Annotated in this window: 13 protein-coding genes; 6 read left to right on the top strand and 7 right to left on the bottom strand. The window is 43.1% G+C overall.

The features are described from left to right. The first annotated feature begins 5 nt into the window (after positions 1-5). The 5 genes from murC to lpxC all read left to right on the top strand — a co-directional run bounded on the left by murC (position 6) and on the right by lpxC (position 6,101). Positions 6-1,469, top strand: coding sequence for a UDP-N-acetylmuramate--L-alanine ligase (gene murC, locus C0W29_RS09155; protein ID WP_045042573.1), 1,464 nt, complete (start codon positions 6-8; stop codon positions 1,467-1,469). 273 nt (positions 1,470-1,742) lie between these two features. Continuing rightward, positions 1,743-2,540 carry a cell division protein FtsQ/DivIB gene (locus C0W29_RS09150; RefSeq protein WP_045042574.1) on the top strand — a complete coding sequence of 266 codons (798 nt, stop codon included), beginning with the start codon at positions 1,743-1,745 and terminating at the stop codon, positions 2,538-2,540. Further along, positions 2,540-3,796 (top strand): cell division protein FtsA, encoded by a 1,257-nt coding sequence (gene ftsA / locus C0W29_RS09145; protein WP_036793219.1) that lies wholly within the window; start codon positions 2,540-2,542, stop codon positions 3,794-3,796. The genes C0W29_RS09150 and ftsA overlap by 1 nt, the downstream gene beginning before the upstream one ends. A 32-nt stretch (positions 3,797-3,828) precedes the next feature. Beyond that, positions 3,829-4,959, top strand: coding sequence for a cell division protein FtsZ (gene ftsZ / locus C0W29_RS09140; RefSeq protein WP_036793220.1), 1,131 nt, complete (start codon positions 3,829-3,831; stop codon positions 4,957-4,959). A 224-nt stretch (positions 4,960-5,183) separates the two neighbouring features. Next, a complete protein-coding gene (gene lpxC, locus C0W29_RS09135) occupies positions 5,184-6,101 on the top strand; it encodes a UDP-3-O-acyl-N-acetylglucosamine deacetylase (RefSeq protein WP_036793221.1) in 918 nt (305 codons plus the stop codon). A 122-nt stretch (positions 6,102-6,223) separates the two neighbouring features. Here lpxC and C0W29_RS09130 read toward each other — a convergent pair whose 3' ends face one another. After that, the gene (locus C0W29_RS09130) at positions 6,224-6,682 is read right to left on the bottom strand and encodes a DUF721 domain-containing protein (RefSeq protein WP_036793222.1); all 459 of its coding nucleotides are present in this window, start codon (positions 6,680-6,682) and stop codon (positions 6,224-6,226) included. A gap of 448 nt (positions 6,683-7,130) precedes the next feature. Here C0W29_RS09130 and secA point away from each other — a divergent pair, with 448 nt between their 5' ends. Then, positions 7,131-9,866 (top strand): preprotein translocase subunit SecA, encoded by a 2,736-nt coding sequence (gene secA / locus C0W29_RS09125; protein WP_107174187.1) that lies wholly within the window; start codon positions 7,131-7,133, stop codon positions 9,864-9,866. Positions 9,867-10,102: 236 nt separating this feature from the next. On the opposite strand, the gene mutT is transcribed toward secA, so the two are convergent. From mutT to C0W29_RS09095, 6 genes are all read right to left on the bottom strand, one after another. After that, a complete protein-coding gene (mutT, locus tag C0W29_RS09120; RefSeq protein ID WP_045044931.1) occupies positions 10,103-10,510 on the bottom strand; it encodes an 8-oxo-dGTP diphosphatase MutT in 408 nt (135 codons plus the stop codon). Between the two features lie 118 nt (positions 10,511-10,628). Next, a complete protein-coding gene (gene yacG, locus C0W29_RS09115) occupies positions 10,629-10,829 on the bottom strand; it encodes a DNA gyrase inhibitor YacG (RefSeq protein WP_036793225.1) in 201 nt (66 codons plus the stop codon). Between the two features lie 7 nt (positions 10,830-10,836). Then, entirely contained in the window at positions 10,837-11,574 is a 738-nt protein-coding gene (gene zapD / locus C0W29_RS09110; RefSeq protein ID WP_045042577.1) for a cell division protein ZapD, read from the bottom strand. 48 nt (positions 11,575-11,622) lie between these two features. Beyond that, positions 11,623-12,228 (bottom strand): dephospho-CoA kinase, encoded by a 606-nt coding sequence (gene coaE, locus C0W29_RS09105; protein ID WP_045044930.1) that lies wholly within the window; start codon positions 12,226-12,228, stop codon positions 11,623-11,625. A gap of 3 nt (positions 12,229-12,231) precedes the next feature. Continuing rightward, on the bottom strand, positions 12,232-13,107 hold the full coding sequence (locus C0W29_RS09100; protein WP_045044929.1) for a prepilin peptidase: 876 nt from the start codon (positions 13,105-13,107) through the stop codon (positions 12,232-12,234). 63 nt (positions 13,108-13,170) lie between these two features. Further along, positions 13,171-14,391, bottom strand: coding sequence for a type II secretion system F family protein (locus C0W29_RS09095; protein WP_045044928.1), 1,221 nt, complete (start codon positions 14,389-14,391; stop codon positions 13,171-13,173). Positions 14,392-14,397 lie beyond the last annotated feature (6 nt).

Raw genomic sequence — 14,397 nt, 5'->3', positions numbered from 1 at the left:
AAGTGATGAGTAAACTGGATAACCAGCAATTAGCAAAGATTCGAACTATGGTGCCCGAGATGCGCCGAGTCGAACGTATTCACTTTGTTGGTATTGGTGGTGCTGGCATGAGCGGCATCGCAGAAGTATTAGTCAATGAAGGTTATCGTATTAGTGGTTCAGATATTGCACCTAATGCGGTAACCAATCGTCTGACAGCGAAAGGTGCTGAGATCTTTTTTGGTCATGCGGCTGAAAATGTTACTGGTGCTAGTGTGGTGGTGGCATCAACCGCTATCAACAAGCAAAACCCTGAATTATTAGCTGCAACAGAATTACGTATTCCGGTAGTACGTCGTGCTGAAATGTTGGCTGAGTTAATGCGCTATCGCCACGGTATTGCGATTGCGGGTACTCATGGAAAAACGACCACTACCGCTCTAGCAACTCAAATTTACTCTGAAGCTGGGCTTGATCCAACGTTTGTTAACGGCGGTTTAGTTAAAAGTGCTGGTACTAATGCCCGCTTAGGTTGTAGTCGTTATTTAATTGCTGAAGCTGATGAAAGCGATGCCTCGTTTTTACATTTGCAACCGATGGTGTGTGTGGTCACTAACATAGAAGCTGATCATATGGATACTTATGGTGGTGACTTTGAAGTGCTCAAGCAGACCTTCATTGATTTTATCCATAACTTACCATTTTATGGTTTAGCTGTGATGTGTATTGATGATCCTGTGGTGCGTGAATTATTACCACGTGTTGGTCGCCCAATGTTGACTTATGGTTTTGCCGAAGATGCTGATGTGCGATTAGTTAACTATACTCAAACTGGTCAGCAAGGTCACTTTACGGTACTGCGGAATGACAAACCAGCGTTGAATATTACCCTGAATATTCCGGGAAAACACAATGCACTTAATGCGACTGCTGCTATTGCTGTCGCGACTGAAGAAGGTGTTAGTGATGATGCCATCATGCGTGCTTTAATTGAGTTTGAAGGTACGGGGCGTCGCTTTGATCATCTTGGTGAGTTTGAAACAGGCAATGGTAACGTGATGTTGGTGGATGATTATGGTCATCACCCGAGTGAAGTCGATGTGACGATTCAAGCCGCACGTGCTGGCTGGCCGAATAAACGTTTAGTGATGGTATTCCAGCCGCACCGTTATAGCCGTACTCGTGATTTATATGATGATTTTGCTAATGTGCTAGAACAAGTTGATGTGCTAGTGATGCTTGATGTTTATGCTGCTGGTGAAACCCCAATTGCAGGTGCTGATAGCCGTTCATTATGTCGTACTATTCGTTCTCGAGCTAAAATCGATCCTATATTTGTACCGCAAGCAGATAATCTGCCTGCAATTTTAGCCAATATTATCCAAAATGATGATTTAGTTCTGACACAAGGTGCAGGCGATGTTGGCAAAATAGCCCGCCAATTGGCTGAATTACAGTTGAATATCGCGGTTATGCAGAAGGATGCCTAGAAGGCATTATTTGTTACTGATAATGTCGTAACTATTGATCACTGGCTGTAAATTGGATATTCCATCGCCAGTGATCGCTATTTTTTGCGATTTCTCGACAAATAGATAAATTTATTGTCAGGTTATGCTCGGAAAACGCCTCATGAGTGTTGGAGTGGGTCGAGTTGCTCGGTATAATCGTTTAACTTTGCTCGTTATACCTGATTGAGCGCACCATCATAAAATACCTTTATGGAATGGTTTGGCTGAAATGGTAAGGTAAATAGACACGCGATGACTGAACAAGTCGTAAACAAAGAGCATATATCATCCTCTCCTCGTGGCTTAAAACGCTGGGGTGGATTAGCGTTTTTTATCTTTGTCATTGGTTTTACGGTTTGGCTTGTCAGTGCTACTAAAGACTGGATGACAGATGCAAATCGATTACCATTGTCAAATTTAGTAATTCAAGGGCAGTTGCATTATCTGACTAAAGATGATGTTAGGCAGTCAATTTTAAATCTTCATCATCTGGGTACTTTTATGACCCAAGATGTGAATAGTATTCAAGCATCCGTAGAGGCATTGCCTTGGGTTGCTCAAGCCGCTGTACGTAAACAGTGGCCGAATACTATTAAAGTATTTTTGGTTGAAAATCAGCCTATCGCAGAATGGAACGGAACTTATCTAGTTAACCGTGCTGGCGATGTTTTTAAGGCGCCAGCATTACAGGTTGCAGGATTAGGGTTAACCAATCTGATTGGTCCGAAAGGCACTAGCCAAGAAGTTTTAGCTGGATTGCGTGAAATGCGTCCGGTACTGAAAAAAGCGGGTTTTGGGATTGCGTCATTAGCATTTAATGAACGTCGTTCTTGGCGCGTGGTATTAAAAAACGGAATTATACTTCAATTAGGGCATGAAGCTCGAATGCAACGTATAAAGCGTTTTATCGAGATTTATCCTGAGTTATTGAAGCAGGATAAACCGATTGATTATGTAGATTTGCGTTATGATTCTGGCGCAGCTGTGGGTTGGAAAACAAAGTCGGAGTATGATAATCATGCGTCGACAAAAAATAAGAGCGTGCACTGATGACTAAGGCTGCAGATAAAAAACTCATAGTTGGTCTTGATATCGGCACTTCCAAAGTTTGTGCTTTGGTTGGGGAGGTCCTACCCGATGGCAATGTTAATGTTATTGGTGTAGGTAGCAGCCCGTCACGCGGAATGGATAAAGGTGGGGTTAATGACCTTGAATCAGTAGTGAAGTCAGTTCAGCGTGCTGTTGATCAAGCTGAACTCATGGCTGATTGCCAAATTGGTTCCGTGTGTTTGTCGCTATCAGGTAAACATATTAGTTGCCAAACAGAAAAAGGCATGGTGCCTATTTCTGATAAAGAAGTGACTCAAGATGACGTCGATAATGTTATTCATACGGCGAAATCTGTAAAAATAAGCGATGAGCAACGTACGTTGCATGTGATTCCACAAGAATTTGCGATTGATTACCAAGAGGGTATTAAAAACCCAGTTGGTTTATCTGGTGTTCGTATGGAAGCAAGTGTTCATTTGATCACTTGTCATAACGACATGGCGCGCAACATCGTTAAAGCAGTAGAGCGTTGTGGTTTAAGTGTTGATCATCTGATTTTTTCAGGATTAGCGGCAAGCCATGCTGTACTGACCCCAGATGAGCGTGAGCTCGGCGTATGCGTAGTCGATATTGGCGGCGGTACAATGGATCTTGCTATTTGGTCTGGTGGTGCATTACGTCATGCGGAAGTGATTCCGTATGCGGGTAATGTAGTTACTAGTGATATTGCTTATGCGTTTGGTACACCGCCGGGTGACGCTGAAGATATTAAAGTGAAATACGGCTGTGCATTAAGTGAGTTGGTGAGCAAAGATGCTAAGGTAGACGTACCCAGTGTAGGTGGTCGTCCATCGAGGAGCTTGCAAAGTCAAACACTAGCAGAAGTGATAGAGCCTCGATATAGTGAATTGCTAGGGTTAGTAAATCAAAAATTACTAACCGTACAAGATCAATTGCGAGAGGCTGGTGTTAAACACCACCTAGCAGCAGGCATCGTCCTTACCGGGGGCGCTGCACAGATGGAAGGTTTAACTGAATGTGCTGAGCGGGTTTTCCGCAATCAAGTACGTATCGGTCAGCCTCTTGAGCTGAGTGGATTGACTGACTATGTTCAGTCTCCACCTTATGCAACTGCAGTAGGATTACTGCACTACGGAAAGGATAGTCAATCATTTGATGAAAATGCACCAGAACCGAAACGCTCGGTAACGGGGATATTTTCACGAATCAGTGGTTGGTTCGAAAAGAATTTTTAAACCTGATGCGAACAGGATAACGGAGAGAACAAATGTTTGAACCGATGATGGAAATGTCTGATGAAGCTGTAATTAAGGTCATTGGCGTTGGCGGCGGCGGCGGTAATGCAGTCGATCACATGGTACGTGAGTCTATTGAAGGCGTGCAATTCATTAGTGTTAACACTGATGCACAAGCTCTTCGTAAAACAAGCGTAAGTACTGTTATTCAAATCGGTGGTGATATCACTAAAGGTTTGGGTGCCGGTGCTAACCCACAAGTGGGTCGTGATTCAGCGTTAGAAGATCGTGAAGCAATCAAGAAAGAGCTTGAAGGCTCTGACATGATCTTCATTGCAGCGGGCATGGGTGGTGGTACCGGTACTGGTGCTGCGCCAATCATTGCTGAAGTGGCTAAAGAGCTTGGTATTCTTACTGTTGCTGTTGTGACTAAACCATTTAGCTTCGAAGGTAAGAAGCGTATGGCATTTGCAGAGCAAGGTATTGATGAGCTTTCTAAGCATGTTGATTCATTAATTACTATTCCTAACGAAAAGCTACTTAAAGTACTTGGTCGTGGTATCACATTACTTGATGCCTTTGCGAAAGCAAACGACGTACTTAAGAATGCCGTTCAAGGTATTGCTGAGCTAATCACTCGCCCAGGCATGATTAACGTCGACTTTGCGGACGTACGTACCGTAATGTCGGAAATGGGTCATGCAATGATGGGTAGTGGCGTTGCTGCTGGTGACGATCGTGCTGAAGAAGCTGCTGAAATGGCAATTTCTAGCCCATTACTAGAAGATATCGATCTAGCTGGCGCACGTGGTGTATTAGTTAACATTACTGCTGGTATGGATATGCGTCTTGACGAATTCGAAACTGTGGGTAACACAGTTAAAGCATTCGCTTCTGATAACGCTACCGTGGTTATTGGTACTTCACTTGACCCAGATATGACTGATGAACTACGCGTAACTGTAGTTGCAACGGGCATTGGTAAAGAGTGCAAGCCTGATATCACATTAGTAACGTCATCTAAGCCAGCACCTGTTGTTGCACAGGAAAAACCTGCTGCGATCGCTGAAGAAAAGCCTGTTGAAACACCACAAGCTAAATCTCAGGGTGCTGATCATGACTACTTAGATATCCCAGCATTCTTGCGTAAGCAAGCGGACTAAATAGCCATCATATTGATTGTGGTAGCTAATTTAGCTAAGTAAGAGTTGCATCTTTTGTTTCACCACAAAAGATGCGCTGTTTCACCCGCAGTTAATTATTTTGGATATTTTTTAGGTTATGGTATGATAAGTGTTCGATTCGCCATTTTGGTGTTGCGAATAGTTTCTATTCACCTAATTAGTTTGCAAGCAAAAGTTTGTTTAACCGTTGAGATATAAAGCAGATGATCAGACAACGTACACTTAAAAGCATTGTGCAGACGACTGGTGTGGGCCTCCACTCTGGACGTAAAGTGACGCTTATTCTGCGTCCTGCAGCCGCAAATACTGGCGTGATTTATCGCCGTACTGACCTTAATCCACCTGTGGATTTTCCTGCAAATGCAGACTCAGTGCGCGATACCATGTTATGTACAGCTCTTGTTAACGAACAAGGCGTGCGCATTTCAACTGTTGAGCACTTGAATGCTGCACTAGCCGGTATGGGTATCGATAACGTGATTATCGAAGTTGATGCACCTGAAATTCCTATTATGGATGGTAGCGCAAGCCCATTTATTTACCTGCTTCAATCAGCAGGTATTGATACGCTAAATGCGCCAAAGCGTTTTTTACGTATTAAAAAGCCTGTTCGCATTGAAGATGGCGACAAGTGGGCGGAACTCGTGCCTTATAACGGTTTCCGTCTCGATTTTGCTATCGACTTTAACCACCCTGCGATTGATTCAGATCAGCAGCGTCTAGTGCTAGATTTTTCAAGCCAGTCTTTTGTTAAAAAGATTAGCCGTGCACGTACTTTCGGTTTCATGCGTGATATCGAATACCTTCAGTCACAAAACTTGTGTCTTGGTGGTAGCTTTGATAACGCAATTGTATTGGACGACTACCGTATCCTGAACGATGATGGTTTGCGTTTTGACAATGAACTTGTTACTCACAAAGTATTGGATGCCATTGGTGACCTTTACATGTGTGGTCATAACATCATTGGTGAGATGCGCGCCTATAAATCAGGTCATGCGCTTAACAACCAACTACTGCGTGCAGTATTGGCTGACCAAGAAGCCTATGAGTGGTCAACCTTTGAAGATGAGCGTGAAGTGCCTGTCACTTTTGCTCAACCAGGTATGGTGTTAGCGTAAATCACGCAATTGCCTTGTATTAAAAAACGCCGAGCATTTATGTTCGGCGTTTTTGTAGCTGTTGTTTGTCGTTTAGTGACGTGATCGCAATATGCTCAATTAACCGATTATCTTTAGAAGCATTAGTGTTTTTTCTTTTGGGCTAATTTAGCCAACCGTTCTAAACAGGCTTTGACTTTATCAGGTGCATTAGCCGCTGTTGCCAATAAGTGTTGTGCTGCTACATCGCTGATCGGTTTTTGAATAATATCAGGGATTTTATCTTGTTTACGAATTGCAACTGCTGCCAGTGCTGGATTTACCTTCACTTCGATATCACGTAATTTTGGTAATAATTTTTCGCGTAATTTAGTCATTAACTGGTAGCGTTCATAGTTAAGTCGCATTGACCATGCCGCCGATGCGGTTTCAATGATCAGCACCCCTTGGCGATAATTACTGACTCGACAATGCTCGGCACAATTTAGATGGGCTTTTACTGCGGTATCTAGTTGGCTAAGTGCCGCTGCGCGTTGTTGAATTGACGTTAGACCATCACTATCGAGCAGATGAGCAGGGGTTTGCGGGCGATGATCTCTCATGATTTTAGTTCCTGAATATTCAACAGAATAAAAATGTGACTTTTGCGGATACGATCTTAATTTTTCACAGATAAAAACCGTTGCTGTGGCTTTTATCATAGGCGATGACATTAATATGACTTATCATATCAGATGTATAGGTTAATATATGTTGAGTGATATGTCTGCCAAGCGTCAGTGACCATTGTCTTTTTAGCTGAGATGGCAAGTAAAAGGGTATTAGTTTAGCATTGAGCAAGGTGCTTTTTGTTAGGATAGTAATGATAGCCCTTGAAAAGCAACTATCGCGACACAATATCAGTTACTACATGTTTTAGATTAACCTCTTAGTCACCGTTGTGACGATTCCTGTGGGATAGGGATGGCTTAGGTCCCCCAAGGAATGAAACCCGAATTAAGCGATTCAGCAATAGAAACGCTGATATAACAAAGAGAAAACGGCATCACCATGTTATCAAAACTACTGACTAAAGTTATCGGTAGCCGTAACGACCGCACTCTGCGTCGTATGCGCAAAATTGTTGATCAAATCAATAAGCTAGAACCTCAGTTTGAAAGCCTACAAGATCATGAGCTGCAAGCAAAAACAGCTGAATTTCGTGAGCGTTTAGATCAAGGCGAAACGCTAGATCAACTACTACCAGAAGCCTTCGCGACTGTTCGTGAAGCATCAAAACGTGTTTATGGCATGCGTCACTTTGACGTCCAGCTACTTGGCGGTATGGTTTTAAATGACTGTAAAATTGCCGAAATGCGTACCGGTGAGGGTAAAACTCTTACAGCAACATTGCCGTCATACCTTAATGCTTTAACCGGTAAAGGTGTTCACATTGTTACTGTGAACGACTATCTTGCTGCGCGTGATGCCGAAACTAACCGCGAATTATTTGAATACCTTGGCATGACTGTCGGTGTTAACGTACCGAATATGTCTCCGCCAGCGAAGAAAGAAGCTTACGCAGCAGATATACTTTACGGAACTAATAACGAATTTGGTTTTGATTACCTACGTGACAACATGGCATTCCGCCCTGAAGATCGCGTTCAGCGTGAGCGTTTCTTTGCGGTTGTCGATGAAGTTGACTCAATTCTAATCGATGAAGCGCGTACACCATTGATTATCTCAGGCCCTGCTGAAGATAGCTCTGAGATGTACATCAAAGTGAACAAGCTGATCCCGTTGTTGGTGCGTCAAGATAAAGAAGACAGTGCTGATTACCGTGGTGAAGGTCACTACACCGTTGATGAAAAGTCTAAGCAAGCGCACTTTACTGAAACGGGTCAAGAATTCATCGAAGAGTTGTTAATCAATAATGACATTATGGCTGAGAATGACACTCTGTATTCTCCGGCTAATATTAGTTTATTACACCACGTTAACGCCGGTTTACGTGCGCACGTGTTGTTTGAAAAAGACGTCGATTATATTGTGCAAGATGATGAAGTTATCATTGTCGATGAGCACACTGGCCGTACTATGCCAGGTCGTCGTTGGTCTGAAGGTCTTCACCAAGCTGTTGAAGCGAAAGAAGGCGTTAAGATCCAAAATGAAAACCAAACTTTGGCATCTATTACTTTCCAGAACTACTTCCGTCTATACGAGAAGTTATCTGGTATGACAGGTACAGCTGATACTGAAGCGTTTGAATTCCAATCTATTTACAACCTAGATACGGTAGTACTACCAACTAACCGTCCAATGGCACGTATCGATAATGGTGATTTAGTTTACATGACTGAAGCGGAGAAATTCGCAGCGATCAGTGAAGATATTACTGAGCGTGTTAAAAACGGTCAGCCATGTCTCGTGGGTACGGTTTCGATTGAAAAATCAGAGATGCTATCAAACGCACTTAAAAAAGCCGGTATCAAGCACAACGTATTAAACGCTAAATTCCACGAGAAAGAAGCCGATATTATCGCCGAAGCGGGTGCGCCAGGCGCGGTAACTATTGCAACTAATATGGCCGGTCGTGGTACCGATATTATGTTGGGTGGTTCATGGAAAACGGATGTTGAAAAACTTAACAACCCAACGGAAGAGCAAATTGCTAAGATCCGTGCTGAGTGGCAGGTTAAGCATGATGCAGTATTAGAATCAGGTGGTTTGCACATTCTTGGTACTGAGCGCCATGAATCTCGTCGTATCGATAACCAGCTACGTGGTCGTGCTGGTCGTCAAGGTGATGCTGGTTCTTCACGCTTCTATCTTTCAATGGAAGATGGCCTAATGCGTATCTTCGCCTCTGATCGTGTTTCAGGCATGATGAAGAAGCTAGGTATGGAAGAAGGTGAAGCAATTGAGCACCCATGGGTATCAAAAGCTATCGAGAACGCGCAACGTAAAGTTGAAGGACGTAACTTTGATATTCGTAAGCAATTGCTTGAATTTGACGATGTGGCTAACGATCAGCGTCAGGTAGTATATGAACTACGTGATGAGCTAATGAATGCTAACGATATCAGTGAGATGATTGAGCACAACCGTGAAGACGTGTTGAATGCAATTATTGATAACTATATTCCACAGCAATCGCTAGAAGAAATGTGGGATATTGAAGGCCTAGAAGCGCGTCTAAAAGAAGACTTTGATTTAGAACTACCGATTAAGCATTGGTTGGATACTGAAGATAAGCTTTATGAAGAAGCGTTACGTGAGCGAATTATCGAACAAGCGTTTGAGCTTTACCGTGAGAAAGAACAAGTTGTTGGTGCGGAAGTACTACGTAACTTTGAAAAAACAGTAATGCTGCAAAACCTTGATACGTTATGGAAAGAACACCTAGCAGCGATGGATCATCTTCGTCAGGGTATTCACTTACGCGGTTATGCACAAAAGAACCCTAAACAAGAGTACAAGCGCGAGTCGTTTGAATTGTTTGAAGAGATGTTAGATAACTTGAAGAGTGATGTAGTCTCTATCTTAAGTAAGGTACGAGTACAACAGCAGGAAGAAGTTGATCGTATGGAAGAAGAGCGTCGTCAAATGGCAGAAATGCTAGCACGTCGTCAACAGTTCCAACATCAGGATGCTGACAACCAAATTGTCGATGAGTCATCTCAAGCAGAAGACGATAGCCATCAAGGTACGTTTGAGCGCGAAGAGCGTAAGATCGGCCGTAATGAGCCTTGTCCATGTGGTTCTGGTAAGAAATACAAGCAGTGTCACGGTAAGATCGACTAAGATCACCGTTAAGCTGTAACAAAAAAGGTCGCTTTCGAGCGACCTTTTTTTATGGTTATTATTTTCAGTGTAAGAAAACTACCGTCATTCCCTACAGTGAGGTTACGAACGAGATAGGAAATCTACTATCTATACGCCGTAGCGTTAATATTATTTCTGGTATCTTTTAGGCTCAAGCTCGTTGTGAGTAGATCCCAAATAATTTCGTGCCTCAATTTTCGGGATAACTTATTCCGTTATCCCCCATACACCTCAACGATCTTCGCCAGTACTGCCGCATTCGCCTCAGGAAATGGATATTGATTAAGCTCATTAATTGCTACCCATACTCCAGCTTGACCCTCATTACCGCAGGCTTCACCGGTGAATGCTGTAATAGCAAAGAAATCGAACTGTAATGCTTTATCTGGGTAATCATGGGCGAGGCTAATTAACGGTGCTAGCGTGGTAACTTGAATGCCAATTTCTTCGTTAAGTTCACGTATTACTGCTTGCTCTGCGGTTTCATTAGCCTCCACTTTACCACCGGCAAATTCCCACAACCCACCTTGATGAGCATTGGCATCACGACGAGTGATAAATATCTGATCTTGTTCTGAATTTAAAATGATCCCCGCAGCGATCCAAACGCGTTTTTTGGTCATAAGTCAGTACCTGAATAAAATCGAGTTATTAAAAATTTAGTCATTAAAAAAGGGCGAGCTAATGTGAACATTGACTCGCCCTTATCAGCAATAGGTTTCTAAATAGCACTAGAAAGATTTAGTAATTATCTTCAGACCAACCATCGGCATCAGACATATCTGGTGCGCCAGCAATGGATTTTTCTTCATCAGCCCACTCACCAAGATCAATCAATTGGCAGCGTTTACAGCAGAAAGGGCGATATGGACTTTGTTCGCCCCAGACCACATCAGTTTTACACGTTGGGCATTTCACCACAGTAGGTTGAGATTGCGACATAGTCACCTCAGCAAATAGCTAATTTAAAGTCGATATTCGTTGCTACTGTCGAACCGTCTTCATAAGGTGAAAACCGAATAGAGAAGTGGCTACGATGGCCTGATACCACAGGATAAACCCCATAGCTTGCATCGATTTCAACTCGAAGTAAACACGATAAGCTCGCATCATTCTGGAAAAAGCCATTATGTGCAGACTGCGGTTGATATTGAGCAGACTGGCGAACCAAATGTAGCCATAAGCTTAATGCTTGATCAACTTCAGATAATTGATCAAGCCACGCTTGGGTGGTTTGTTGACGTTCTTCAAGTGGTAATTGACGCCAGTAATGTAACGCTGGCAGATCAAAACTACAGGTGCCGCCAGGAATAGAGAACCGTTGTCGAATCGAGCTTAGAAAACGATCTTCACGTAGGCTTTGGCCTAAACGTGGTGCCGCTAATAAGTTTTTCTGAGCGTGACTCATGTCATTGAGTAATGATTCAATCGCAGTCGGATCAACACCATCATAATCTAACCATGCTTTTAATTTAGTGCTCTGTTTATCGAGTGCTTTGGCGAGATCGGTTTTAACCGGAATTTGCTCAATCAATTCCAGCAGATCAAATAAGGCATTAAAGAAAATCGTATATTGCCATGGATCGCTAAGTTCGCTGCTGTCATGTAATTGTTTAAGTAAGTGTTCTAGGCGCAGATAAATACGCACTTTTTCATTCAGTGGATGTTCATAGCGATGTATTTGCATAACGGAAACCAGTGGAAGCCAAAAAGAATAATGAATGCACGCTGAGCGTTATTTCGCGGCCTGTGCGAGTGCGAGATAATGTTGGTGTAGCTGAGCGACTTGAGTCAACAGTGCCTGATTATCACCGTTATTACAAATGATATCATCGGCGGCATCGAGCCGTTGCTGGCGTGACGCTTGCGCTGAAAGAATACTTTTTATTTGCTCAAGCGATACATTATCACGCTGTTGGGTACGCATTATCTGTGTTTGTTGGTCAACGTCAACCACCAGTAATCGGTCGGTCATGGTTTGAAGGTTATTTTCTACCATTAACGGCACGATAAGCAGACAATACGGCGAACGAGCACGATCTATATCAGCTAACATCTTTTCACGGATCAATGGATGAAGCAGTTGATTGAGCCAGTTTTTGAGGTGTGGATCACTAAATATAGCCGCTCTTAATTGGCTTCGATCAAGATTTCCGTCTGCAAACAGTATGCTATCACCGAATTTTTCAGTGATGCGTGCTAAGCCGATGCTGCCGATGGCCACTACCTCACGGGCAATGATGTCAGCATCGATCAAATCAATCCCATAGTCGCCAAATAAGTTAGCCACCGTTGTTTTACCGCTACCAATTCCACCCGTTAAACCAATCACAACTGCCATTAATTAGAATCCTAAATATGAAGTAACATACCAATGTAAGATTGGCTCGCCCCATAGAATAGCAATCCAGCCAGCGACAGCAAGGTATGGTCCGAAAGAGAATGGCGTTTGTTGATCTTCATGCTTGATTCGCAGCATGATAATGCCGCATATCGCACCGACAAGTGAAGAAAGCAACACCACAAACGGTAATAATGACCAGCCAACCCAAGCGCCGATAGCGGCTAACAGCTTAAAATCACCGTACCCCATGCCATCTTTTTTAGTCAGTAGTTTAAACGCCCAGAATATCGACCATAACGATAAGTAACCCGTCATCGCACCAATAATCGAATCGGTTAATGAAATCGGACTGATACCGATGACCGCTAATAAAATACCAGCCCACATTAGTGGCAGCGTGATTTGATCCGGCAGTAGCATTTTATCGATATCAATAAATGTCAGTGCGATAAGTGCAAAGCTACAGCCGAGAACAGCAACAGCCCACCATGTCGGTGGTAACACTAGCGCGACCGTTAAGCTAATGATGGCGGTGAGTAGTTCAATTGCAGGATAGCGTTTACTGATCGGTGCCTGACACTCGCGGCATTTGCCTTTTAATACTAACCAACTAATTAGAGGAATATTTTCCAGCGCACTGATGGCATGATTACAATGCGGGCACCGTGAACGGGGGACACTTAAGTTAAACGGGGCTGGATCATGATGCTGAGGATTATCTAATTCAGGAAAACAATCATGACATTCTTGACGCCATTGGCGCTCCATCATTATCGGTAGTCGATAAATCACCACATTGAGAAAGCTGCCGATCAATAAACCAAATATTGTTGCAAATAGTGGATATAACCACGGGTAATAACTCAATACAGCCATGAAGTGCTCTCTAAAAAATGCATGTATTAACCTTTAACGTCATGGTTATTGATTGAGTTGTGATCACCCTATAACGCTCATTAGCGTAAAGATAGGCATGTACATCGCGACTAATAAACCACCGATAATGGTACCAAGAATGATGATAATAAATGGCTCCAGAATTTGACCAAGGTTATCGACGGTATTATCGACATCATCTTCGTATAATTGTGCCATTTTATTTAGCATATCATCAAGTGCGCCAGATTCTTCACCAATCATTACCATTTGCAGCATTAATTCTGGAAAAACATCAGCTTGACGTAAGGCTAAATATAGCGGCATTCCTGCTGCAGTACTGTTGTAGACCTCATCAATCGCTTGTTCGATATAAATGTTATTACTGGTTTTAGCTGCTGATTGAATCCCAGTCAATAATGGAATGCCGGCATTAAAAGTGGTGGCAAGGGTGCGAGCAAAACGAGAGATAGTCGCTTTAAGTAACACATCACCTAACAGCGGTATTTTAAGACTGAGCTTGTCAGCACGATAGTGAAAGCGGTAATAATGTTGATAACAATAGCGACACAACATCACCACCCCCACTATTCCAATCCCAAGGTAACTGCCGTAGTTAACCAGAAAATCAGAAGCTTTCATCACTTGGCGAGTAAACCACGGCAGTTCAGCGCCAAAACCACTGAAAATAGCCGCGAATTGGGGAATAACAAACACCAACATTAGTACAGTGACTAATACGGCGGTGATCGATACCATTGATGGGTAGATCATCGCTTTAATGACCTTTTTGCGCATCGCTTCGGCTTTTTCACGGTAAACCGCAATACGGGCGAACACTTGCCCTAAATGACCGGTTTGCTCGCCAGTATCAACTAAGTCGCAATAGAATTTATCAAACAATGGCGAACTGGATCGCATTGCCTTAGAGAGCGATGATCCCGCTTCAACTTGAGTGGTTATTTGAGTTAAGGTGGCGCGCATTTCTGCTTTATGGTGGCTGTTAGCCATTAAGGTTAATGCTTGTACTACTGGTACGCCTGATTCGACCATGGTTGATAACTGGCGCGTTACCATAGTGACATCTTCAGGCTTCATTTGGTTACGCAGTCGGCTTAACGTTCCTGGGGTAGTGCGCTTGATCTTTTTAACATTGATCATTTGTTCTGTGAGTTGGTAGCGCACTTCTTGTTCTTGATATCCCATCGTGACACCAGAGACTTTACGTCCGGCTTGATTGATGCCACGCCATTGGTAGTAACGAATTTTAGTGGCAGCAACCATAATCAA

The organism is Photobacterium kishitanii (genome assembly GCF_003026355.1).
GTDB classification, from domain to species: Bacteria; Pseudomonadota; Gammaproteobacteria; order Enterobacterales; family Vibrionaceae; genus Photobacterium; species Photobacterium kishitanii.
This window is presented reverse-complemented; position numbering and strand designations above follow the sequence as displayed.

Excerpts from the sequence above, each read along its gene's own strand:
- secA (WP_107174187.1), top strand. The coding sequence starts at position 7,131 with ATGTTATCAAAACTACTGACTAAAGTTATCGGTAGCCGTAACGACCGC.
- ftsA (WP_036793219.1), top strand. The coding sequence starts at position 2,540 with ATGACTAAGGCTGCAGATAAAAAACTCATAGTTGGTCTTGATATCGGC.
- yacG (WP_036793225.1), bottom strand. The coding sequence starts at position 10,829 with ATGTCGCAATCTCAACCTACTGTGGTGAAATGCCCAACGTGTAAAACT.
- lpxC (WP_036793221.1), top strand. The coding sequence starts at position 5,184 with ATGATCAGACAACGTACACTTAAAAGCATTGTGCAGACGACTGGTGTG.
- mutT (WP_045044931.1), bottom strand. The coding sequence starts at position 10,510 with ATGACCAAAAAACGCGTTTGGATCGCTGCGGGGATCATTTTAAATTCA.
- C0W29_RS09095 (WP_045044928.1), bottom strand. The coding sequence starts at position 14,391 with ATGGTTGCTGCCACTAAAATTCGTTACTACCAATGGCGTGGCATCAAT.
- C0W29_RS09130 (WP_036793222.1), bottom strand. The coding sequence starts at position 6,682 with ATGAGAGATCATCGCCCGCAAACCCCTGCTCATCTGCTCGATAGTGAT.
- ftsZ (WP_036793220.1), top strand. The coding sequence starts at position 3,829 with ATGTTTGAACCGATGATGGAAATGTCTGATGAAGCTGTAATTAAGGTC.
- murC (WP_045042573.1), top strand. The coding sequence starts at position 6 with ATGAGTAAACTGGATAACCAGCAATTAGCAAAGATTCGAACTATGGTG.
- C0W29_RS09150 (WP_045042574.1), top strand. The coding sequence starts at position 1,743 with ATGACTGAACAAGTCGTAAACAAAGAGCATATATCATCCTCTCCTCGT.
- zapD (WP_045042577.1), bottom strand. The coding sequence starts at position 11,574 with ATGCAAATACATCGCTATGAACATCCACTGAATGAAAAAGTGCGTATT.
- coaE (WP_045044930.1), bottom strand. The coding sequence starts at position 12,228 with ATGGCAGTTGTGATTGGTTTAACGGGTGGAATTGGTAGCGGTAAAACA.
- C0W29_RS09100 (WP_045044929.1), bottom strand. The coding sequence starts at position 13,107 with ATGGCTGTATTGAGTTATTACCCGTGGTTATATCCACTATTTGCAACA.